Annotated in this window: 16 protein-coding genes and 3 tRNA genes; 15 read left to right on the top strand and 4 right to left on the bottom strand. The window is 72.1% G+C overall.

Annotation, left to right across the window (positions count from 1 at the left end):
* Positions 1-37 precede the first annotated feature (37 nt).
* The 3 genes from ACH4TL_RS14950 to ACH4TL_RS14940 all read left to right on the top strand — a co-directional run bounded on the left by ACH4TL_RS14950 (position 38) and on the right by ACH4TL_RS14940 (position 3,388).
* A complete protein-coding gene (locus ACH4TL_RS14950; RefSeq protein WP_398314096.1) occupies positions 38-886 on the top strand; it encodes a DUF1906 domain-containing protein in 849 nt (282 codons plus the stop codon).
* 179 nt (positions 887-1,065) lie between these two features.
* Positions 1,066-1,596 (top strand): SigE family RNA polymerase sigma factor, encoded by a 531-nt coding sequence (locus ACH4TL_RS14945; RefSeq protein WP_398314094.1) that lies wholly within the window; start codon positions 1,066-1,068, stop codon positions 1,594-1,596.
* Positions 1,597-1,735: 139 nt separating this feature from the next.
* On the top strand, positions 1,736-3,388 hold the full coding sequence (locus ACH4TL_RS14940) for a long-chain fatty acid--CoA ligase (RefSeq protein WP_398314093.1): 1,653 nt from the start codon (positions 1,736-1,738) through the stop codon (positions 3,386-3,388).
* Between the two features lie 45 nt (positions 3,389-3,433).
* Here the strand turns inward: ACH4TL_RS14940 and ACH4TL_RS14935 are convergent, their stop codons facing one another.
* A complete protein-coding gene (locus ACH4TL_RS14935; RefSeq protein WP_398314091.1) occupies positions 3,434-7,783 on the bottom strand; it encodes a PAS domain-containing protein in 4,350 nt (1,449 codons plus the stop codon).
* A gap of 212 nt (positions 7,784-7,995) precedes the next feature.
* Positions 7,996-8,445 carry an SSI family serine proteinase inhibitor gene (locus ACH4TL_RS14930; RefSeq protein WP_398314089.1) on the bottom strand — a complete coding sequence of 150 codons (450 nt, stop codon included), beginning with the start codon at positions 8,443-8,445 and terminating at the stop codon, positions 7,996-7,998.
* A 223-nt stretch (positions 8,446-8,668) separates the two neighbouring features.
* Between ACH4TL_RS14930 and ACH4TL_RS14925 the strand changes: the two genes are divergently transcribed.
* Positions 8,669-8,759 (top strand) — tRNA-Ser (locus ACH4TL_RS14925).
* 272 nt (positions 8,760-9,031) lie between these two features.
* Positions 9,032-9,104 (top strand) — tRNA-Arg (locus tag ACH4TL_RS14920).
* Positions 9,105-9,316: 212 nt separating this feature from the next.
* Here ACH4TL_RS14920 and ACH4TL_RS14915 read toward each other — a convergent pair.
* Positions 9,317-10,987 carry a hypothetical protein gene (locus ACH4TL_RS14915; RefSeq protein ID WP_398314087.1) on the bottom strand — a complete coding sequence of 557 codons (1,671 nt, stop codon included), beginning with the start codon at positions 10,985-10,987 and terminating at the stop codon, positions 9,317-9,319.
* Between the two features lie 311 nt (positions 10,988-11,298).
* On the opposite strand from ACH4TL_RS14915, the gene ACH4TL_RS14910 reads away from it, so the two are divergent.
* The 6 genes from ACH4TL_RS14910 to ACH4TL_RS14885 all read left to right on the top strand — a co-directional run bounded on the left by ACH4TL_RS14910 (position 11,299) and on the right by ACH4TL_RS14885 (position 14,811).
* Entirely contained in the window at positions 11,299-11,892 is a 594-nt protein-coding gene (locus ACH4TL_RS14910) for a class I SAM-dependent methyltransferase (RefSeq protein WP_398314086.1), read from the top strand.
* A 283-nt stretch (positions 11,893-12,175) separates the two neighbouring features.
* Positions 12,176-12,838 carry a DUF4232 domain-containing protein gene (locus ACH4TL_RS14905; protein ID WP_398314084.1) on the top strand — a complete coding sequence of 221 codons (663 nt, stop codon included), beginning with the start codon at positions 12,176-12,178 and terminating at the stop codon, positions 12,836-12,838.
* 78 nt (positions 12,839-12,916) lie between these two features.
* A complete protein-coding gene (locus ACH4TL_RS14900; RefSeq protein WP_398314082.1) occupies positions 12,917-13,387 on the top strand; it encodes a hypothetical protein in 471 nt (156 codons plus the stop codon).
* Positions 13,384-13,728 (top strand): transcriptional regulator, encoded by a 345-nt coding sequence (locus ACH4TL_RS14895; protein ID WP_398314080.1) that lies wholly within the window; start codon positions 13,384-13,386, stop codon positions 13,726-13,728. Before ACH4TL_RS14900 ends, ACH4TL_RS14895 begins: the two co-directional genes overlap by 4 nt.
* A gap of 20 nt (positions 13,729-13,748) precedes the next feature.
* Positions 13,749-13,822, top strand: a tRNA-Met gene (locus ACH4TL_RS14890).
* A gap of 107 nt (positions 13,823-13,929) precedes the next feature.
* Positions 13,930-14,811, top strand: coding sequence for an amidohydrolase family protein (locus ACH4TL_RS14885; protein WP_398314078.1), 882 nt, complete (start codon positions 13,930-13,932; stop codon positions 14,809-14,811).
* A gap of 21 nt (positions 14,812-14,832) precedes the next feature.
* Here the strand turns inward: ACH4TL_RS14885 and ACH4TL_RS14880 are convergent, their stop codons facing one another.
* Positions 14,833-15,714: an LLM class F420-dependent oxidoreductase gene (locus ACH4TL_RS14880; protein WP_398314076.1), complete on the bottom strand. Its 882-nt coding sequence runs from the start codon at positions 15,712-15,714 to the stop codon at positions 14,833-14,835.
* A gap of 135 nt (positions 15,715-15,849) precedes the next feature.
* Here ACH4TL_RS14880 and ACH4TL_RS14875 point away from each other — a divergent pair, with 135 nt between their 5' ends.
* From ACH4TL_RS14875 to ACH4TL_RS14860, 4 genes are read left to right on the top strand one after another with little or no spacing between them, the layout of a single operon-like run.
* On the top strand, positions 15,850-16,587 hold the full coding sequence (locus tag ACH4TL_RS14875) for a response regulator transcription factor (protein WP_039938430.1): 738 nt from the start codon (positions 15,850-15,852) through the stop codon (positions 16,585-16,587).
* 5 nt (positions 16,588-16,592) lie between these two features.
* The gene (locus ACH4TL_RS14870) at positions 16,593-18,482 is read left to right on the top strand and encodes an ATP-binding protein (RefSeq protein WP_398314074.1); all 1,890 of its coding nucleotides are present in this window, start codon (positions 16,593-16,595) and stop codon (positions 18,480-18,482) included.
* Positions 18,483-18,507: 25 nt separating this feature from the next.
* A complete protein-coding gene (locus ACH4TL_RS14865; protein ID WP_398314072.1) occupies positions 18,508-19,806 on the top strand; it encodes a glycosyltransferase in 1,299 nt (432 codons plus the stop codon).
* Positions 19,803-22,085, top strand: a complete 2,283-nt coding sequence (locus tag ACH4TL_RS14860; protein ID WP_398314070.1) for an ArnT family glycosyltransferase — start codon at positions 19,803-19,805, stop codon at positions 22,083-22,085. Before ACH4TL_RS14865 ends, ACH4TL_RS14860 begins: the two co-directional genes overlap by 4 nt.
* The last annotated feature ends 79 nt before the right edge of the window (positions 22,086-22,164 follow it).

Below are 22,164 nucleotides of genomic sequence, written 5' to 3'. Positions count from 1 at the left end.
CGGCACCGGCCGTCCGGTGTCCCCATTCACTCCTCATATGAACCGAGGAAAGAAGAACAGATGGATGTTCATGGGCTGGGCCGCCAGTCTGATCGCGGTGCTGGCCACCGCGCTCACCGGCCCCGCCTCCGCCTCGGCGGAAGCACTCCCCGACCCACGGCCCCTGGGCGCCAAGGTCTTCCAGGGCTGGGGCTTCGACACCTGCCACACGCCCTCGCTCACCGCCCTGCGCGCGTGGAACGTCTCCCAGTATCGCGCCGTCGGCATCTACTACGCGGGCCGCGGCCGGGCCTGCCCGAGCCAGCCCAACCTCAGCGTCTCCTGGATGCGCGGAGTGAAGAGCATGGGATGGCAAGTGCTGCCCATCTTCGTGGGGTCCCAGTCTCCCTGCGTCCGCAACAAGAACAAGAGGCATGTCCCCATCGGCAGCACGCCCTGGTCCCAGGGGCGCGCGGAGGGGAAGGACGCGGTGGCCCGCGCGAAGGCGCTGGCGATGAAGAAGCGCAGCGCGCTCTATCTGGACATGGAGGCATACGACCAGGGGAAGGCGAGCTGCGCGGCCACCACGCTGTCCTTCATCCGCGGCTGGAACCGCGAGGTGCGGTCGCATGGCTTCTTCCCCGGCTTCTACAGCAGCGCCGAGTCCGGCGTGCGCCATCTGGAGAGTGCCCGGAAGGCGGGGATCCATGACCTCCCCTCCGTGATGTGGTTCGCGCGCTGGAACGGGAAGGCGGCGCTGGCCGGTGAGCCGGTCCTGGCCGAGAAGGCCTGGCAACCGCACCGCCGCATCCATCAGTACGTGGGCAATGTGAGCGAGAAGCACGGCGGCCGGACCCTCCAGATCGACCGCAACAAGGTGGACGCGCCGGTCGCGATCATCGGCTGAGCCGTGGTCGGAGCCGTCGTCCGCAAGGGGGAGACCCTCTCCGGCAGAGCCCTGAGCGGAGCCCCACCCCCTCCATCCGCAGGAGGTGTTGCCAGCCCTACCCCTACAACCTCAGGTTGATTCGGCTTCGGCACTTGTGGCCGATCCGCGGTGAGCCGCTCACTCCCTAGCGTTGGGGCATGACCACGACCGTGTGCACAGGGGCTTCCCCCGCCGCGTTCCCGTCGTTCACCTCGTACGTACGGGCACGAGGGCCGATGCTGCTGCGCACCGCCCGCTCGCTGACACCCAACGTCTGTGACGCCGAGGATCTGCTCCAGACCGCGCTGACCAAGACCTACATCGCGTGGGAGCGGATAGAGGACCACAAGGCGCTGGACGGCTACGTGCGCCGGGCGCTGGTCAACACGCGCACCTCCCAGTGGCGCAAGCGCAAGGTCGACGAGTTCGTGTGCGAGGAGCTGCCCGAGCCGGACCCGGTCCCGGCTCCCGACCCCGCCGAGCAGCAGGTTCTGCGCGACATGATGTGGCGCGCGGTGCTGCGGCTGCCGGACCGCCAGCGGGCCATGGTCGTCCTCAGGTACTACGAGGACCTGAGCGAGGCCCAGACGGCGGAGGTCCTCGGGGTGTCCATCGGCACGGTCAAGAGCGCCGTCTCGCGCGCCCTCGTCAAGCTCCGCGAGGACCCGGAGGTGGGCCGCGCCGCCTGACGGCGGAAGGCTCCGGGGCGCAAACGGGCTCTGCGAGACGGAGGGGTTCCCAGGGGCGAGCGGGGTAGTGACATACCGGCCGGTCGCTTGCACAATCGGCGGACTACCCGCGCGTAACCGTAAAACCCTGGAGGCCACGGTGCTCAGCACGATGCAGGACGTACCGCTGACCGTGACCCGCATCCTCGAGCATGGAGCGCTGGCCCACGGCAAGGCTCAGGTGGTCACCTGGACCGGTGGCGGGGAGCCGCAGCGCCGTAGTTTCCACGATGTGGGCCTGCGCGCCACCCGGCTGGCGAACGCGCTGCGCGACGAGCTGGGGGTCGGGCAGGGGCAGACCGTCGGCACGCTTCTTTGGAACAACTGCGAGCATCTGGAGGCGTATCTCGCGGTCCCCTCCATGGGCGCCGTCCTGCACACCCTCAATCTCCGGATGCCCGCCGGGCAGCTGACCTGGATCGTCAACCACGCCGCGGACCGCGTGATCGTGGTGAACGGCTCGTTGCTGCCGCTGCTCGCCCCGCTGCTGCCCGGCCTGGGCTCCGTGGAGCACATCGTCGTCACGGGGCCGGGCGACCGTTCCGTGCTGGACGGGTGCCGGGCCACCGTGCACGACTACGAGGAACTGATCGCGGGCCGTCCGGAGAGCTTTCCCTGGCCGGTGACCGACGAGCGCCAGGCCGCGGCCCTGTGCTACACCTCCGGCACGACCGGCGATCCCAAGGGCGTGGCCTACAGCCACCGTTCCATCTATCTGCACTCGATGCAGGTCAACAGCGCCGAGGCGTTCGGCATGTCCGCGAAGGACACGCTGCTGCCCGTCGTCCCGATGTTCCATGCGAACGCGTGGGGCACCCCGCACGCCGCGTTCATGGCGGGCGCCTCGATGGTGATGCCCGACCGCTTCCTCCAGCCCGGGCCGCTCGCCGAGATGATCGAGGCCGCCCGGCCCACCCTCGCAGCCGCCGTTCCCACCATCTGGCAGGGACTGCTCGCCGAACTCGACGCCACGCCACGGGACGTATCGAGCCTCACCCACGTCTACATAGGAGGATCGGCCTGCCCGCCGTCCCTGATGAAGGCGTTCGAGGAGCGGCACGGCATCCGGGTCGTGCACGCATGGGGCATGACGGAGCTGTCGCCGCTCGGCTCCATGGCCCATCCGCCCGCCGGGCTCACCCCGGAGGAGGAGTGGCCGTACCGGGTGACACAGGGCCAGTTCCCGGCCTCCGTGGAGTACCGGCTGATCGCGCCCGACGGCGCGGTCGTGCCCGCGGACGGAAGGGCGGTCGGCGAACTGGAGGTGCGCGGACCGTGGATCGCGGCCGCGTACTACGGCGGGGCGGCGGGCGAGCCCATGCGGCCGGAGGACAAGTTCACCGAGGACGGCTGGCTGAAGACCGGCGACGTCGGCACGATCTCCCCGGACGGCTATCTGACCCTGACCGACCGGGCGAAGGACGTCATCAAGTCGGGCGGCGAATGGATCTCGTCGGTCGAGCTGGAGAACCACCTCATGGGCCACCCTGACGTCGCCGAGGCGGCGGTGGTGGCGGTGCCCGACGAGAAGTGGGACGAGCGCCCGCTCGCCACGGTGGTGCTGAAGGAGGGCGCCACCGTCGACTACGCGGGGCTGCGGGAGTTCCTCGCCGGACGGGTCGCGCGCTGGCAGCTGCCGGAGCGCTGGGCGCTGATCCCGGAGGTGCCGAAGACGAGCGTGGGGAAGTTCGACAAGAAGGTCATCCGGAAGCGGTACGCGGACGGGGAGCTGGAGGTGACCACGCTCCACTGAGGCCGCCCCGCTCGACCGGCGCCGATACCGCTGGGGGACGAGCCCTCAGTTGGTGCCGATCTTCGCCAGCAGGTCGACGATCCGGGCCTGCACCTCCGCGCTCGTCGAGCGCTCCGCGAGGAACAGCACCGTCTCGCCCGAGCTGAGCCGCGACAGGTTCGCCGGGTCGATGTCCGCGGAGGTGTAGACGACCAGCGGGGTGCGGTTGAGCAGCCCGTTGCCGCGCAGCCAGTCGACGATCCCGGCCCGGCGGCGGCGTACCTGCATCAGGTCCATCACCACCAGGTTCGGCCGCATGCGCCCCGCGAGCGCCACCGCGTCCGCGTCCGTCGCGGCCCTGGCGACCTGCATGCCGCGCCGCTCCAGGGCCGCCGTCAGCGCCGCCGCGATCGGCTCGTGCTCCTCGATCAGCAGGACGCGCGGCGGATGCTGTTCGCTGTCGCGCGGGGCGAGCGCCTTGAGCAGGACGGCCGGGTCGGCCCCGTACGCCGCCTCCCGCGTCGCCTGGCCGAGCCCCGCCGTCACCAGCACCGGCACCTCGGCGGCGACCGCCGCCGTCCGCAGTGACTGGAGCGCCGTGCGGGTGATCGGCCCGGTCAGCGGGTCGACGAACAGCGCCGCCGGATACGCGGCGATCTGCGCGTCCACCTCCTCACGGGAGTTCACGATCACCGGGCGGTAGCCGCGGTCGCTCAGCGCCTGCTGCGTGGACATGTCCGGCGCGGGCCACACCAGGAGGCGGCGCGGGTTGTCCAGCGGCTCCGGGGGCAGTTCGTCGTCCGGCGGCGGGGTGCGGTCGTCGACGATCTCGATGGCCCCATTGGGCCCGTCCAGCGGCTCCGGCCCCTCCGCTCCTTCGTCAGGCGCGCCGATCGCGAAGGCGCGCCCCGAACTCTGCGGCGAGGCCGGGCGCGGCGGCTGCGGACCCGGGCCGGGCTGGGGCCGCGGCTGTGCTCCGGGCGGGGGCCCGGCCTGGCCGGGGGCCTGCGCCGGGGCCTGGGGATGGGCACGGGTGCCCGCGGGTTCCAGCTCCGCCGAGGTGTTCTGCTCGGCCATATCGGGCCGGGCGGCCAGCTTGCGCCGCCTGCCGGACCCTGCCGTGGCCGTGCCCCCGGAGGGCGTCTGGGGCTGCTGTGGCTGAGGCGTGCGCTGGTGTTCGCTGACCTGCTGCGCGAACGGCACCCCCTGGCCCAGCGTGCGCACGCTGAACGCGCGCCCCTGGGTAGTGTCCGCGCCTTGCGGTGCGCCCTGCGGTGGGCTTTGGGGTGTGGCCTGCTGCGGGTTCTGGCGTGCGTTCTGGGGCGCGCCCTGGGGCTGCGCGGTGCGCGGCACCTCGGGAGGCAGCTGCTGCGGAGGCATCTGCTGCGCGGGGGGCTGCGCTCCGGACGCGGGCTCCGGCTGCTCCTCGGCGAGGGGGCGCCGGGCGCGGCGCCGCCCGGTGGGCTGGGCCGCCTGCTGGCCGCCGAGCGAGTCCTGCGGCGCCTCGCCCCACGCGGGCTGCTGCTGTTCGGGGGTGCGGGCGGCGGGGAGTGCGGGCATCGCGGACTGACCCGTACCGGCGCCCGGCCCGGCTGTGCCCGGGCGCGGGGCCTGGGGCCCGCCCTGTCCCTGGTTCCGGCCCTGCTGGGCCGGTGTCTGCTGGGGCTGCTGCGGCGCCTGACCGGGACCGGACGGCCAGGCTCCGTTACGCGCGGTGCCGCCCGGGGGCACGGGCTCGCCCCGTACGGCCAGGCCGCCGCCCTGCGGCTGGCCCTGCGCCTGCGGGGCGCCGATGCGCGGGTCCCGGCCGCCGGGCTGCGCGGGAACCAGCCCTGCGGGACCCGCCGGGCCCAGCTCGGGCGGCAGCGCACCGGGCTGTGCCCGGTCGGCCGCCGCGGGCGGCAGCGCGAACGGAGACCGGGCCACGCCGGATTCCCCCGCGGGCTGCTGCGGCTGCTGCGGTTGGGGCTGTCCCGGGTGCTGGCCCGGCTCCGGCACCGGCCGGCTCGGCGTCTCGGACAGCGGTCGGCGGGCGCGGCGGCGGCCGGAGGGCTGGGCCCCCTGCTCGCCGTCGGTGGAGTCGTCGTCCCACCCGGGGGGCTGCTGTTCGGGGGTGCGGGCGGCGGGTAGCGCGGGCAGGGCGGACTCGCCCGGACCGGTCGCGGCGGGGCCGTTCGCGTCGGCCGCCGCCGGAGGCAGCGCGAAGGGGGAACGGCCGCCTCCGCCCTGGCCGCCCTGCTGGGCCGGATACGGAGCGCCGGACTCCTGCGCCGGGGCGCCACGCCGACGGCCGCCCGGGGCCGGGGGCTGCGGCTGAGCGGCCATGCCCTGCGGCGGTACGACGCCCATCCCGGCGGGGCCGACCGGCTGCGGACCGGGCTGCCCCTGCTGATCCTGCGGACCGGCACCGGCGCCCTGGCCGTCCGAACCGTCGCCCGCGGCCGCAGCCGGGTCCTCCTCGGGGCGCGGGCGCGCCCGGCGCCGCCCGGTCGGCCGCGGCTGGTCCTGCTCGCCCGGCTGGTTCTGCTGCGGATCGGCGGTACCGGCCTCCGCGGGGAGCGCCGTGGATACGGAACGGTTCTGCGCGCCGCTCGTCTCCGTCCCCGGAGCGCCCTGCGGGTCGCCGGAACCGCCGGAACTGCCCGAATCGGGAGCGCCGTTCGGCGCACCGTCCGCGCTACCACCGGACGTGTCCGCAGCCGCGCCCGTTCCGCCGCCGGAGGTGCCCTGACCCTGCGCACCCTGCGTACCGTCCGCGCCACCGGACGCCCCCTGAGCGTCGGCCTTCGCGCGCTCCTGGTCCGCGGCCGCCGCCGAGATCGGCACCTCCAGGACATAGGCGTGCCCGCCCATGCCCGGCATCTCATGCGTCTGGAGGACACCACCGTGCCGGCGCACGATCCCGCGCACGATCGGCTCGTGCACCGGGTCGCCGCCCGCGTACGGCCCGCGGACCTCGATCCGTACGACGTTGCCGCGCTGCGCCGCCGCGACCACGATCGTCGAGTCCCCGGACGCGCCGCCGCCCGAGGCGGCCTTGCCGGTCGAGTCGACCCCGGCCACGTCCGCGATCAGATGGGCGAGCGCCTGGGCCACCCGCTGCGGGTCCACTTCGGCCTCGATCGGCGGGGCGTGCACGGCGAACTGTGCTCGCCCCGGGCCGATCAGCTCGACCGCGCCCTCCACACCGGCGGCCACGACCTCGTCCATCGAGACCGCGCACCGGACCAGCTCCTCGCCGTCCGCGTCGAGCCGCTGATAGCTCAGGACGTTGTCGACGAGCGTGGTCATCCGGGTGTACCCGGCGGCCAGGTGGTGCAGGATCTGGTTGGCCTCGGGCCACAGCTGCCCGGCCGGGTCGTCGGCCAGCACGCCGAGTTCGCTGCGCAGCTCCTGGAGCGGACCGCGCAGCGACTGGTCGAGCACCGCGAGCAGCTGGCCGTTGCGGGCGGCGAGGGCGTCCAGCCGCTCCGCGTACGTCTGCCGCTCCCGGTCGAGCTGCGCGTGCAGCTCCTCCAGCGCCTTGGCGTGTTCGTCGCGAAGCTCCTCCAGCTCCTTGCCGTGCCGCGAGGTGAGGCTTTCCACCTCCTCGGCGTGGGTCGAGACGAGGGCTTCCTCGGCGCGCCGGTCGGTGAAGGTCATGACGGCGCCGACGAGTTGCTCGCCGTCCCGTACGGGCGCGGTCGTCAGATCGACCGGTACCGCGCTCCCGTCCTTGGCCCACAGCACCTGGCCGCGCACCCGGTGCTTGCGGCCGGAGCGCAGGGTGTCGGCGAGCGGGGACTCCTCGTACGGGAAGGGGGAACCATCCGGGCGCGAGTGGTGTACAAGAGAGTGAAGTTCCTGACCGCCCAGGTCACTGGCCCGGAAGCCGAGGATCTGTGCCGCGGACGGGTTGACGAGGACCACCTTGCCCTCGGTGTCCACGCCGACCACGCCCTCCGCCGCCGCGCGCAGAATCATCTCGGTCTGGCGCTGCTGGCGGGCGAGTTCGGCCTCGGTGTCGAGCGTCCCGGTCAGGTCCCGCACGATGAGCATCAGCAGCTCGTCGCCGGTGTAGCTGTACTGATCGGCGTACGGGGTCCGGCCGTCCTCGACGTTCGCGCTGGTCACCTCCACGGGGATCTGGGCCCCGTCGGTGCGCCGCGCGATCATCCGGGTCGGCTTGGTGCTGACAGTCTGTTCCGCGTCCCCGGGCCTGCGCATCGACCCGGGGATCCGATTGGGATCGAAGGAGGGAAGAAGATCGAGCAGACCACGGCCCACCAAAGCGGTGCCCGGCGCCTCGAACGACTCCAGCGCGATGTGGTTGGCGTTGACGATCGTGCCGTTGCAGTTGACCAGCACCAGTGCGTCGGGAAGGGCGTCGAGTATCGCTGCGAGGCGAGCAGCGCCTCGGGATGGCCTGCTGCTCACGACGACGCTTCCTCCCTGACTTACCGCACCTTGCTGACACCCGCGGTCATTGTGCCGCCCGTCCGTGGAGTGTCTCAGGGGAGTCTACGGGCACCAAGGGCGGGCGCGGCGGTAGATGAGAGCGAGGTCGCAGCACGACGTGCACGTCTCGGCGCACCCCCGGACAAACCTCGCGGGCCTCTCCGCCGCCCACTCCCGGCCCAATCCCCAGGTCAGCTCCCAGGCAGACGCAAAACGATCGAGAACCGATTCCACCGGGCGATTTCGCATCCGTTCGTACGCGTGAAGCGAGCGTTGACGGGGCGGCCCGCCCAGTGCCCCCGCACCGTCGCCGTTGCCTCCCCGCCGTACTGCCCCGTGCACATCGCCCCGGGCGGCACCGGCGCGAACGGGTCCCGGCCCCACTCGGTCTGCGCGTCCAACTGACGGCAGGCCGCCCGCGCCCGGGGGTGGGTGCCACCCGTCGGGTGGCACGCCAGTACGTACCGCACGGTGTCGAAGGGCTGGCCCGTCTCGCTCACCCTGATGACGAGACGGTCCGAGCTCTCCCCGTCGTACGACACGGGCAGCGGCAGCGGCGTGGCCGCCGCGGGGCTCAGTGCGGCCACGGTGGCGGCGACAGCGGCGGCGGTGGTGACGGCGAGGCGATGCAGCAGGGGCATGTCAGTACTCCTGGTGTGATCGGACCGGGGCACGCTGCCCCTGCCCCTGCTAACGCGCCTCCGCCGCGCGCGTTGCGCCGCCATCCGGGCATTGCGCCCCCGAAGAGCTTTGCGGTCCTGCCCGCCAGCCGAGTACCGTAGGCCGCGATTGGTGACATCCCACTGGGCTGTGACATCATCTGCACACACCACATCGCGCTCGCGTGAGCCGACACGGTGTGCTGGAGGCTTCGCCTAGTCTGGTCTATGGCGCCGCACTGCTAATGCGGTTTGGGCCCTAAAGCCCATCGAGGGTTCAAATCCCTCAGCCTCCGCTTCTTGAGAGCCCCGGTCGATCGCGATCGGGGCTCTTGTGCGTACGCCCTCCGGGTGACGATCTCCCTCCGTAGCGTCACCCCTCCGGAGCGCCCCCGAGCCGCGCCACCCGGCCCTTCTCACCCTGCCGCCATCACCGGTCCCACCGACCTCAAAACTGGTATCTGCCCAGGTCAGAGGGGGTGAGGGAAACGGATTTCGCGTGACGGCGCAGGTCATGTAATGTTGTTCCCGCAACGCCGACCGGCAAGAAAAACCGCCGGGAAGCCAAGCGCTCGTAGCTTAACGGATAGAGCACTTGACTACGGATCAAGAGGTTGCAGGTTCGAATCCTGCCGAGCGCGCAGCAGCTCAGAGGCCCCTTCCAGAGATGGAAGGGGCCTCTTGCGTTGTGCGTTGACGGCGGTCGTGATGGTCACGCGGATCGAGCTGTGCCCGAGGATTCAATGATCATCCGGGCGTCGGCTCCCTGCTCGTGGAGCAGGGACGCGCAGGTGCGGCAACCCTGTCTCGCGCTTCGGGGTATGGCGGGCCCGGAGCGTCGTCCGCCGGGGGGTCACCCGTGACGGTGGTGGCCGTGCTGACGGTTGTGGCCATGGTGGCCATGGTGGTGAGGGTGGGCGTGGCAGTCGGAGAGCTGGAAGGAGGCGATGCGCGTGTTCCAGTTTCCGGTGCCATCGGTCGGTTGGTACTGGTTGGTGTACCAGAACGTACAGTCGTCCACCGGGTCGATCGCCATGGAGGTGTAGTCACCCCAGCGGTTGCTGCCGGTCTGGGAGCCTGCGCCGGTCCACACGGTGGTTTCGCGGAACGTCATCAGGTTCGGCGGGTCGTGCGCCAGGCGTCCGGTGACGCGGATCGAGGGGTGGGTCCGGGAGGACGACTGCGAGTATCCCAGGGCGATGTCGCCGTTCTTGTTCATGGCCGCGGAGCCCATCCACCGGTACGTGGGGTCCGGGGCATAGGTGCTCTGCTGGCGGACGACCGGCCGGCCGTGGCGCAGCCGCAGTTCGTACCAGCGCACGCCCACGCCGCCGCGGGCATCGACCGCGTGGTTGACGACCAGGGACTGGTGGTCGCCGAAGTTGCGGTAGGCGAACCGGTACATGGGTGAGTAGGAGAGCGAGTCCAGTTTCTGGGTGGTGCCGGCCTGGGGGACGCACTGGGTGGGATCGGCACTCTCGCAGGCCCGGGTGTAGCGGGCCACCTTCAGCTCCCGCGGGCCCGCGAGGGTGGTGCGGGCCGGGTTCGTCCAGTCCACGTGGAACCGCCAGTACTGCAGCCTGTCGTCGGTGGGGCCGAGGTTGATCAGCAGGTTGGGCTCGCCCCGCGGGGGTGGGGTCGTGCCGTCGAGGTCCGAGCCGATCGGGATGGTCGCTGCCGGGACGGTGTAGCACTGCTGGTCGGCGTCGGCTCCGCGCAGCATCCTGTGCCGGTCCCAGGCGCACGCCACGAAGAGCGAATCAGCGGCGGTGGCGATCACGTAGTAGGCGTCCGGCCACACCGCGAACTTCGGGTGGTCGGGGAGGGTCCGATACCCGAAGTCGTAGCGGTAGTACGCGCCGGTGGCGTCCGCGGTGCGGGAGACGGCCACGCACAGTCGATTCGTGTTGGTCACGGGGTCGCTGGCGAACTGGTTGATGATCCAGCGGTGGGCCAGGGAGTCCCATCGGACTTCGGGGTCCCCGAGGAAGTCGTTCTGAGCGGTCTCGCACGGTCCGCCGAACCCGCGGAACAGGGTCTGGGTCGTCAGCGGCCTCAGAAGCGTGGCGCCGGACTTGGAGTACACCGCGAGTTTGAAGTTGGTGATCTCTACGACCTGGCGGGAGCCTACCGAGGCGTTGGGGTCAGGAGGGGTGCCCCCGCCTTCGCGGATGCCCTCGAAATTGACGCCCAGCCGGATCCGCCCCCGGCTGCCGTCGCGGTTCTGCACCACCCGGTCGTGACCGGTGGCCTTGGCGGAGGACGGGCGCGACCGCTCGCTGGGGGGCATGGGGTCGGAAGCGCGCCGGAGCTGTCCGGATCTTTGCGCCAGCTTGCGCAGCGGTGGCGAGGTGTCATGGTGCACCGCGGGGCCCGAGTCAGGGGACCGAGTGGCCTTCGTGTGGTCGACCGTCTTGAGTACCGCTCTGGCGGCGGGCATGGCGGACCACGCCGGGGAGGCCAGCAACGCCGCTCCCACTGAGGTGGCGGCAACGATCGAACGCAGGGCACGGGATACGTGCATCGAACCTCCGAACGGGTCGGTGAGCCGACCCGTTCGGCAGCCTGGTGACGGCGGTGTCCGAGACAAACCCCCACTCGCGTGCGGGGCTGTCGCGACCTCCCCGCGACCCGGGCACGCCGGGCACGTGTCGAGGCCACAACATGAGGGCGGGTGACTCATATGATTGTTTGGAAAACCTAGTTATTCACCTCGTCCGCGCACCGCTGGGGTGACGGGTGTCGTGTCGGGTGCGGTTCAGCCGTATGGCGCTGCCTGCATGGCGGGCCGGTCACCGTGGCGGCGGTGGCGGGGGCTGGGTAGGGTCCGGACGCATGGGAGTGAACTTCAACGATCACTACCACTCGCTTCTGCTGAGGCAGGTGCCGGACGGGGCGCGGACCGCGCTGGAGGTCGGGTGCGGCACGGGGCGGTTCGCGCGGCTGCTCGCGGGGCGGGGGCTGGACGTCGACGGGATGGACGCCGATGCGGACGTCATCGCGGCGGCGCGGGCGGCCGGGGGCGGGCCTCGGTACCGGCAGGCCGATGTGCGCGACGCGGACCTTCCGGACGGGCACTACGACGTCATCTCGTGCATCGCGAGCCTCCATCACATGCCGTTCGAGACGGTGCTGACGCTGCGGCGGGCCCTCGCTCCGGGCGGGGTGCTGGTGGTGCTGGGGCTCTGTCCGGTCAGGACGGTGACCGACTTCGTGTGGGCCCTCCCGGCGTGGGCCCTCCTCAAGGCGGACCGCCTGCTGAACAGGGGCCGCCCTGCGCCGTCCGTTCAGGTCCCGATCGTCTGGCCGCCGCCGCTGTCGTACGACCGGACTCGTGCGGAATCCGCCCGGCTGCTGCCCGGTTCGACGGTGCGGCGTCTGCTGTTCTGGCGGTATCTGCTGGTGTACCGGGCGCAGCCCGCGGAATGATCTGGCGTCGTGGGGCATGACCACCCGGTAGCCCGGCTCCAGGGCCGTGCGGGCCGTGCGGGCCGTCGCGCCGGTGCCTCGGGGGCCGCGTCGGGGGGCCGCGACCAAGGCCGGCTGGGCGTCGGCCACGATCGGGCGATCGTTGCGGACGGCCCCGGGACCAGGGCGGGGGCGGGGCGTTAGTGATGCGTTAGTGGGGTGCCACTGGCGTGTTAACAGGGCACTAGCGCGGATCGGCAGGGTTGTTGATGCGAGAGACGTTCGTATCAGCGAGGGGGTTCCCATGTCGCACATCACGCTCACCAGCCGGGGCAAGGTCGTCGTCACCACCATGGCGGCGGTGGCGGCCATGGGAGTGACGGCTTGTCAGGGCACCGAGCCGAAGCCCGAGGGCAAGGGCCCCGCGCCCGCGGCCGCCGCCTCGCAGGACGGCGGCGCGGCGAAGGGGTCGGCGACCGGGGGCTCGGCGACCGGTTCGGCGACCGGTTCGGCGGGCGGCGAGGAGATCGGGTCGAAGGCCGGAAGCGCCGGCGGCGGGCGGTGCGAGTCCTCGGCGATGGGCCTGCGCCTGGGGCGCGCGGACGTCGGGGCGGGCAACATCCACTACTCGCTGGTGTTCACCAACAAGGGCAAGAGCGCCTGCACGCTGAACGGCTTCCCCGGGGTGTCGCTGCTGGCCGGGGACGGCCAGACGATCGGGAAGCCCGCCGAGCGGGAGGGCGCCACGGGGAAGCCCGTCACGGTGCCCGCCGGGGGCAGCGCGCACGCCGTGCTGCACACGATCAACGACGGCCTCTCGGACAAGCCGTGCTGGAAGAGCGCCTCGCTGGTGAAGGCCTACCCGCCGGGGTCGAAGGAGGCCATGACCGCTCGGGTCGCCTCGGGGCTGCGGGTGTGCGGGGACGAGTTCACCGTCACGGCTGTCACGTCCGGGGCCGGTGCGTAGACAGCGGCGAACGGGGCGGCGGAGCCCCGGAGCGCATCTACTTGCCGTAGCGGAAAGTGGTCTGTCATTCTTTCCGGTATGGAAAGTAGTTCGCGCAACTCGGGTGAGATGGACGCCGGTTCGGCACGTGCCTCCCTGGATGCCGTCGACGCCTCGCGCGCCCGACTGGCGGCTCGTGTCTCCGCACCCTGGTGGTACCACTGGGGGATGGGGTGCATGCTCATGCTCGCGTTCGCCTCGATGAGCCTGCGACTGGCGTCCTGGGTGGTGCCGATGGTCCCCGCCGTGGTCCTCGGGCTCGAGTGGGCGATCCGCAGGTCGACCGGGGTCGCGTTCGAGCGCCACGCGGCCACGCAGGGCACCAGGCAGCTCTACGGGGCGTACTGCGCGGTCCTGGTGCTGCTCGCCGCGGTCGGCATGTGGCTCGAATGGGGGCTGGACCTGCGCTTCGCCATCGCCGCGGCCGGGCTGGTGATCGGGGCGCTCACCATCGCGATCGGCTATCGCCTCGATGCCGTGGCACGCGAAGACCTCAAAGCCTCACGATGACCGCCCCGGCCTTCGACGAAGTGATCCACGCGCCGAACCGGCTCCAGATCTGCGGCATGCTCGCGGCGGTCGATGCCATGGAGTTCTCGGCGGTCCGCGATGCGCTGGACGTGAGTGACTCGGTGCTCAGCAAGCACCTCAAGGTGTTGCAGGGGGCGTCGTACGTCGAGGTGAAGAAGGTGCGCGGCGGCTCCTATCCGCGTACGTGGATCTCCCTCACCGCCGACGGGCGGCAGGCCGTCGCCGGGCACCTCGCCGCGCTGCGCCGCATCGTCGCGATGGCGGAGAGGGGCGAGGAGGGAAGCGAGCAGGGGGCCGATTTCCCTCTGCGGAGCGAATGACGTAGTGTTGCATTCACCGACGCGGGGTGGAGCAGCTCGGTAGCTCGCTGGGCTCATAACCCAGAGGTCGCAGGTTCAAATCCTGTCCCCGCTACTTGAGATCGAGGGCCCGGCACCTGATAGGTGCCGGGCCCTCGTGCGTGCCGGGTGGTGTCGGGTACGTGGTCCCGGGGGCGTGGGGCGAGTCGTACCGTGATCCGTATGACTGATCCTGCCGCCGCCGCCACGGTCCGTCGTTTCTGGGAAGGGCTCGGGCTGCCCGGACTCATCGATGTGCACACCCACTTCATGCCGAAGAACGTCCTGGACAAGGTCTGGGCGTACTTCGACGCCGTCGAGCCGCTGGTCGGGCTCGAGTGGCCCATCACGTATCGCGAGGACGAGGACGAACGGCTCGCGCTCATCCGGGACTTCGGGGTGCGGGCCTTCACGTCGATGGTCTATCCGCACAAGCCCGGCATGGCGGCGTGGCTGAACGAGTGGGCGGCCGGGTTCGCCGCCCGTACGCCGGACTGTCTGCACACCGCGACGTTCTTCCCGGAGCCGGGCGTCGAGGAGTACGTGCGCGCGGCGCTGGACGGCGGGGCGCGGGTGTTCAAGGCGCATGTGCAGGTGGGGGCGTACGACCCGGGGGACGCGCTGCTGGACCCGGTGTGGGGGATGCTCGCCGACGCCGGTACGCCCATCGTCACCCACTGCGGTTCGGGCCCGGCACCCGGCAAGCACACCGGGCCCGAGCCGGTGGCCCGGCTGCTGGCCCGGCATCCTCGGCTGCGGCTGGTCGTCGCGCACATGGGGCTGCCGGAGTACGCGGACTTCCTGGGGCTCGCGGAGCGGTACGAGGAAGTGCGCCTGGATACGACGATGGCGTTCACCGACTTCTCCGAGACCCACTGGCCGTTCCCGCCGGAGGAGCGGGGGCGGCTGGGGGCGCTGGGCGACCGGGTGCTGTTCGGGAGCGACTTCCCCAACATCCCGTACGGCTACGCGCACGCCCTGGAGGCGCTGACCCGGCTGGACCAGGACGACGACTGGTTGCGGGGGGTGTGTTACGGGAACGCGGCCCGGTTGTTCGGTCTGTGACACCCCCCGCCGCTCGGGGCGTCAGCGGCCGCCGAGGGGCAGGGCCTCGGCCAGGGCGCGCCACTCCTCGCGGGGGAGGCGGGTGGCCAGGTCGGAGGTCACCACCTGCACCGCGACGTGGTCCGCGCCCGCCGCCAGGAACCTGTCCACGCCGCGCCGGATCGCCTCCGCGTCGCCCAGGGCGAAGACGGAGGTCAGCAGGCGCTCGCTGCCGCCGTCCGTGAAGTCCTTCTCCTCGAAGCCGAGCCGCAGCAGGTTGTTGGTGTAGTTCGGCAGGGCCAGATAGCGGGAGAGGTAGTCGCGGGCGATGGTGCGGGCCCGCTCGGGGTCGGGTTCGAGGACGACCTTGAGGTCCGGGGCGAGCAGCGCCCCGTCGCCCAGGATCTGCCGCGCCTGCGCCGTGAACTCCGGGGTGACCAGGTACGGATGGGCTCCGGCCGCGCGGTCGCGGGACAGCTCCAGCATCTTCGGGCCGAGGGCGGCCAGGACGCGCCCGGAGGCGGGGACCGGGGCGGGGGCGGAGTCCAGCGCCGCCAGGTACTCCCGCATCGCCGAGTACGGGCGCTTGTACCGCTCGCCGGCGAGCGCGCTGTGGCTCACCCCGAGGCCGAGGACGAAGCGCCCGCCGTGGGCCGCGTCGAGGGCGGCGTACCGCTCGGCCACGAACGCCGGGTCGTGATCCCAGATGCTGAGGATGCCGGTCGCGACGGTGATCCGCTCGGTGGCTTCCAGGAGGGGCGCGGCCAGGTCGGGGCCGGGGCTGCCGCCGAGCCAGAGGGTGCCGTAGCCGAGCGCGTCCAGCTCGGCCGCCGCCTCGCTGACCTGCGGCGCCGGGGAGGAGTCCGTGCCCCGCAGGGACGCGGTCCAGATGCCGATCTTGCCGAGGGCGGGTTGAGTAGCCATACCCCTGGTAACCGGAGGGGAGCTCCGCACTATTCCCGGGCCCGGAGACCGGGCGATTCCAGGCCCATAGGATTCTCAGGTTATTCACAGGTAGCCGAAAGGAAGCTCTCAGACCCTCACCGGAAGCTGAGGTTCATGATGGCGACCTCGCCCCATGGGCGTACCGAGCTGCTGCGACCGGACGGGAGCCCCGTCCGGGTGCTGGTTGTGGACGACGAGTCGGCCCTCGCCGACCTGCTGTCGATGGCACTGCGCTACGAGGGCTGGGAGGTGCGGACAGCGGGCGACGGCGCCGAGGCGATCCGTACGACCCGTGAGCTGCGCCCCGACGCGGTCGTGCTCGACGTCATGCTGCCCGACATGGACGGGCTCACCGTCCTGGGGCGGCTGCGCCGCGAGCTGCCGGAGGTGCCGGTGCTGTTCCTGACCGCGCGGGACGCGGTCGAGGACCGGATCGCCGGGCTGACGGCGGGCGGCGACGACTACGTCACCAAGCCGTTCAGCCTGGAGGAGGTCGTCGCCCGGCTGCGCGGGCTGCTGCGCAGGTCGGGGGCGGCGGCCGCGCGCAGCGAATCGGTGCTGGCGGTCGGCGATCTGGTGCTGGACGAGGACAGCCACGAGGTGTCGCGGGCGGGTCAGGAGATCCATCTCACCGCGACCGAGTTCGAGCTGCTGCGGTATCTGATGCGCAACCCGCGCCGGGTGCTCAGCAAGGCGCAGATCCTGGACCGGGTGTGGAGTTACGACTTCGGCGGCCAGGCCAACGTCGTCGAGCTGTACATCTCGTATCTGCGGCGCAAGATCGACGCGGGCCGCAGCCCGATGATCCACACCCGGCGCGGCGCCGGGTATCTGATCAAGCCCGGGGAGTAGGCACCGTGGCGCACCCGAGCCCGCGCGGCAGGAAGAACACCCGGGCCGCCGCCCGGCGGCCCTGGTCGCTGCGCACCCGTCTGGTCGTTTCGGCGGTGTCGCTGATCGCCGTGGTCTGCGCCGTGATCGGCACGGTCACGACGATCGCCCTGAAGTCGTATCTGGAGGGCCAGGTCGACAACAACCTGCGCTCCTCCGCGGGCGGCGCGATGCGCAAGGCGAGCGAGCAGCCGAACTCGATCGACCCACGCGGCCCGGAGAGCATCTTCTTCCTCAACGGGCCCGGGCAGCCCATCGGCACGGCCGGGGCGCGCCTCGGGACGGACGGCAAGGCGATCAAGTCCGGCAAGAGCAACGACGAGGCCATGCTGCCGGACTTCTCGAACGCCGCGCAGCGCGTGGACAAGCTGACCAGCAGCCAGGAGAAGGCGCTCACCTCCATCCCCCTCGACGACAAGGTGCACGCCGTCGACCTCCCCGGCCTCGGCAGCTACCGGGCCGTGGCGAAGTGGAACCCGAGGGACGGCGGGATCATCATGGCCTTCCCGCTGAACCAGACCCAGGACACCGTCAACACCCTCATCCTGGTCGAGGTCTGCGTCGCCGCCGCCGGGCTGGTCGCGGCCGGGCTCGCCGGGGCCACCATGGTCGGCATCTCGCTGCGCCCGCTGCGCCGGGTGGCCGCGACCGCGACCCGGGTCTCGGAGCTGCCGCTGCACAGCGGCGAGGTGGCGCTGCGGGAGCGGGTCCCGGCCTCCGAGGCCGATCCGCGGACCGAGGTCGGCCAGGTCGGGGCGGCGCTCAACCGCATGCTGGGGCACATCGAATCGGCGCTGGCGGCCCGCCAGGAGAGCGAGACGCGGGTACGGCAGTTCGTCGCCGACGCCAGCCATGAACTGCGGACCCCGCTCGCCTCGATCCGCGGCTACGCCGAGCTGACCCGGCGCGGCCGCGAGGAGATCGGGCCCGACACCCGGCACGCGCTGGGCCGGGTGGAGTCCGAGGCCGGGCGGATGACCGGTCTGGTGGAGGACCTGCTGCTGCTCGCCCGGCTGGACGCGGGGCGGCCGCTGGAGTGCGCCGAGGTGGATCTGTCCCCGCTGGTGGTGGACGCGGTCAGCGACGCGCGGGCGCTCGGCTCCGACCACGGGTGGCGGCTGGAGCTGCCCGACGAACCCGCGCTCGTCTACGGCGACTCGGCGCGGCTGCACCAGGTCCTGGTCAACCTGCTGGGCAACGCCCGTAACCACACCCCGGCCGGGACGACCGTCACCGCGCGCGTGCTGTGGGGCGGCCCGCACACCTCGCCGCGTCCGTCGCCGTACCTGGCGCCGTACGGGATGGTGCACGGCCCGTCGTACGGCGCCCACCACGATCCGGGCAACGGCAACGGCAACGCCAACGCCAACGCCAACGGCAACGGCAACGGCAACGGCAACGCCAACGGCTTCGGGCCCGAGTCGCCGTACGCCTTCGGCCATGGCCCAGGGCACGGTACCGGTGCGCCCTCCGGCGGCAGCGCGTCCGGCTCGCCCTACGCGGCGCCGTACGGATCCCCGTACGCCAGGGCGCGGGCGGCCGCGCACCCCGGCACCTTCGGGCCGCCGCAGCCGCCCTCGTACCTCTCGCTCCAGATCGAGGACGACGGCCCCGGCATTCCGCCCGATCTGCTGCCGCACGTCTTCGAGCGCTTCGCGCGCGGCGACGCCTCGCGTTCGCGCACCGCGGGCAGCACCGGTCTGGGGCTGGCCATCGTGCACGCGGTGGTCGCCGCGCACGACGGTCAGGTGACGGTGGACAGCGTGCCGGGGCGGACCGTGTTCGGCGTCCATCTCCCTGTTCACCAGGGCGTAACGCACTCACAGCCAGGCCACAGGCTGACCACACAGCCGTGACAGCGCGGCTCGCGAATGTCGTTCCATGCGAACCGACACCCCTCTCGAGGCGCCGCCCGAGACACCCCTCCAGACCTTGCCCGCGCGGCGGCACATCGTGGTCGACCGCAGCCGTCCGGCGCTCGACGTCGTGATCCCCGTCTACAACGAGGAGGCGGACCTCGAGCGGTGTGTGCGACGGCTGCACGACCATCTGACGCGCACCTTCCCCTACCCCTTCCGGATCACCATCGCGGACAACGCCAGTACGGACCGCACGCCCCATGTGGCGGCCTATCTGGACGACACGATCGAGGCGGTGACGGCGGTCCGGCTGGAGCAGAAGGGCCGCGGGCGGGCGCTGCGCACCGTATGGACGCTGTCCGAGGCGCCGGTGCTCGCCTATATGGACGTCGATCTGTCCACCGACCTCAACGCGCTGTTTCCGCTGGTGGCCCCGCTGATCTCCGGCCACTCGGACCTGGCGATCGGGTCGCGTCTCGCGCGCAGCTCGCGCGTCGTACGCGGCACCAAGCGGGAGTTCATCTCGCGCGCGTACAACCTGATCCTGCGCGGCAGTCTGGCGGCCCGGTTCTCCGATGCCCAGTGCGGCTTCAAGGCGATCCGCAAGGACGTCGCGGAGCGGCTGCTGCCGATGGTCGAGGACACCGGGTGGTTCTTCGACACCGAGATGCTGGTGCTCGCCGAGCGGGCGGGGCTGCGCATCCACGAGGTGCCGGTGGACTGGGTCGACGACCCGAACAGCACGGTGCACATCGTGAAGACGGCCACCGACGACCTGAAGGGCGTCTGGCGGGTGGGGCGCGCGCTGGCCACCGGCGGGCTCCCGCTGGACCGGCTGCGCCGCCCGTTCGGTGACGATCCGCGGGACCGGGAACTGAGCGGCGTGCCGGGCGGACTGGCCCGCCAGCTCGTCGGGTTCTGCGTGGTGGGCGGGCTGTCCACGCTCGTCTATCTCGCGCTGTACACGCTCTTCCGGCTCGGTACGGGCCCCCAGGTGGCCAACGCGCTGGCGCTTCTGCTGTCCGCGCTCGGCAACACCGCGGCCAACCGGAGGCTCACCTTCGGCGTCCGCGGCCGGGATCGGGCCATCCGCCACCAGGCCCAGGGGCTCGTCGTCTTCGGTATCGGCCTCGTGCTGACCAGCGGCTCCCTGGCCGCCCTCGACGCCGCCCCCGGATCCCCCTCGCACGGCACCGAACTGGCCGTGCTCATCGCGGCCAACCTGGCCGCGACCGTACTGCGCTTCCTGCTCTTCCGGGCCTGGGTCTTCCCGTCGGACAGCGGAGCCACCACCGACCACGACCCGAGGACCAACCGATGACGACGTACGACTACGGCACCCGGGAAGCCGGTCCCCCGCCCGCCACCCCGCCCGCCACCGCTCCCCGCGTCGCGCCCGCCGCTCCCGGCGGCTCGCGCCTGGCACGGGCCTGGCGGGGCCGCCCCGAGGACCCGCGCTGGGCGCGGCCCGCGCTGTGGGCCCTGCTCGCCGTGACCACCGTGCTCTACGTGTGGAGCCTGGGCGCCTCCGGCTATGCGAACCAGTTCTACTCGGCCGCCGTGCAGGCGGGCAGCGAAAGCTGGAAGGCGTTCTTCTTCGGCTCCTCGGACGCCGCGAACTCCATCACCGTCGACAAGCCCCCGGCCGCGCTGTGGCCGATGGCCCTCTCGGTGCGCCTCTTCGGCCTCTCCTCCTGGGCGATCCTCGTCCCCGAGGCGCTGATGGGCGTCGCGACGGTCGGCGTGCTCTACGCGGCGGTGCGCCGCAGGTTCAGCGCGGCCGCCGGGCTTATCGCGGGCGGCGCGCTCGCGGTGACCCCGGTCGCGGCGCTGATGTTCCGCTTCAACAACCCCGACGCGCTGCTGTGCCTGCTCATGGCCGCGGCCGTCTACTGCGTGCTGCGCGCGCTGGAGGACGCCCGGACGAAGTGGCTGGTGCTGGCCGGAGTCTGCTTCGGCCTGGGCTTCCTCACCAAGACGCTCCAGGCGTGGCTGATCCTGCCGCCGCTCGCCGTGGTGTACGCGGTGTGCGCCCCGGCGAAGCTCGGCCGCCGCATCGGGCAACTGCTGCTCGCCGGGCTCGCGATGGTGGTCTCCGGCGGCTGGTGGGTCGCGATCGTCGAGCTGTGGCCCGCGTCGTCCCGGCCGTACATCGGCGGCTCGCAGAACAACAGCTTCCTGGAGCTGACCTTCGGCTACAACGGCCTGGGCCGGATCAACGGCAACGAGACCGGCAGCGTCGGCGGCGGTGGTGCGCGCGGCGGCGGTGGCGGTGGCGGCGGGATGTGGGGCGAGACCGGCATCGACCGGCTCTTCGGCTCCGACATGGGCGGTCAGATCGCCTGGCTGCTGCCCGCGGCGTTCATCCTGCTGGTGGCGGGGCTCTGGCTGACCTGGCGGGCCAAGCGGACGGACACCCAGCGCGCGGCGTTCCTGGTCTGGGGCGGGGCGCTGCTGATGACGTTCGCGACGTTCAGCTTCATGTCCGGGATCTTCCACCAGTACTACAACATCGCCCTCGCGCCCTACATCGCGGCGATCGTGGGCATGGGCGCGACGATGCTGTGGGAGCGGCGGCGGCAGGCCGAGGGCCGCGTCGGCACCGTGGCCTCGGTGGTGCTCGCCGTCACGGTCGCGGTCACGGCCTACTGGTCGTACGTGCTGCTGGGCCGGTCCGCGGACTGGCACCCGTGGCTGCGCTGGGCGGTGCTGATCGCCGGTCTCGCGGCCGCGGCCGGGCTGCTGTTCGCGGCGCGGCTGGGGCGGGCGCTCGCGCTGGGCGTGGCCGCGCTCGGTCTCGCGGCGTCGCTGGCCGGGCCGGTGGCGTACACGCTGAACACGGTGGAGACGCCGAAGAGCGGCTCGATCATCACGGCCGGTCCGACGGTGTCGGGCGGCATGGGCGGCCCGGGCGGCGGCCGCCCCGGCGGCGGACGCATGGGCGGCCCGCCGGGAATGCAAGGCGGTCAGCAGGGTCAGCAAGGCCAAGGCCAGCAGGGGCAGGGCATGCCGGGCGGCGGTCCCGGCGGCGGCCAGCCGCAGCAGAACGGCAACGGCAACACCAACCGCAACGGCAACGCCCAGGCCCAAGGCCAGGGCCAGCAGGGCCAGCAGGGCCAGGGCAACGGCCGGAGCCAGAGCCGGAACGGTCAGCCCGGCATGATGCCCGGCGGCACGGCCGAAGGCGGCCGACGCGGTATGGGCGGCGGCGGCATGGGCGGGCTGCTCAACGGCCAGCAGGTCAACGCCAAGGTGAAGGCGAAGCTGGAGAAGAACGCCGGTGACTACACCTGGGTCGCGGCGGCCATCGGCTCGCAGAACGCCGCGAGCTACCAGCTCGCCACCCAGGACCCGGTGATGGCCATCGGCGGCTTCAACGGCAGCGACCCGTCGCCGACCCTCGCCCAGTTCAAGGAGTATGTGAAGCAGGGGAAGATCCACTACTTCCTGTCCTCGGGCACCGGCATGGGCGGCGGTCCGGGCGGTGGCAGCAACGGCACCTCCTCCAAGATCACCACCTGGGTCGAGGCGAACTACAAGAAGGTCACCGTGGGCAGCACCACGCTCTATGACCTGACGCAGAAGAAGTCCTCCAGCTGACGCCTTCAGTCCCGTCCGTACGGGCCGGTGGCCGGGTTCCCCCCGCGGCCGCCGGCCCGTACTCGTATGGGCGTACGGA

It is taken from the genome of Streptomyces sp. NPDC021115 (assembly GCF_044333065.1).
GTDB lineage: Bacteria > Actinomycetota > Actinomycetes > Streptomycetales > Streptomycetaceae > Streptomyces.
The sequence above is the reverse complement of the archived record's forward strand: the minus strand, read 5'-3'. Positions and strand labels throughout refer to the sequence as shown.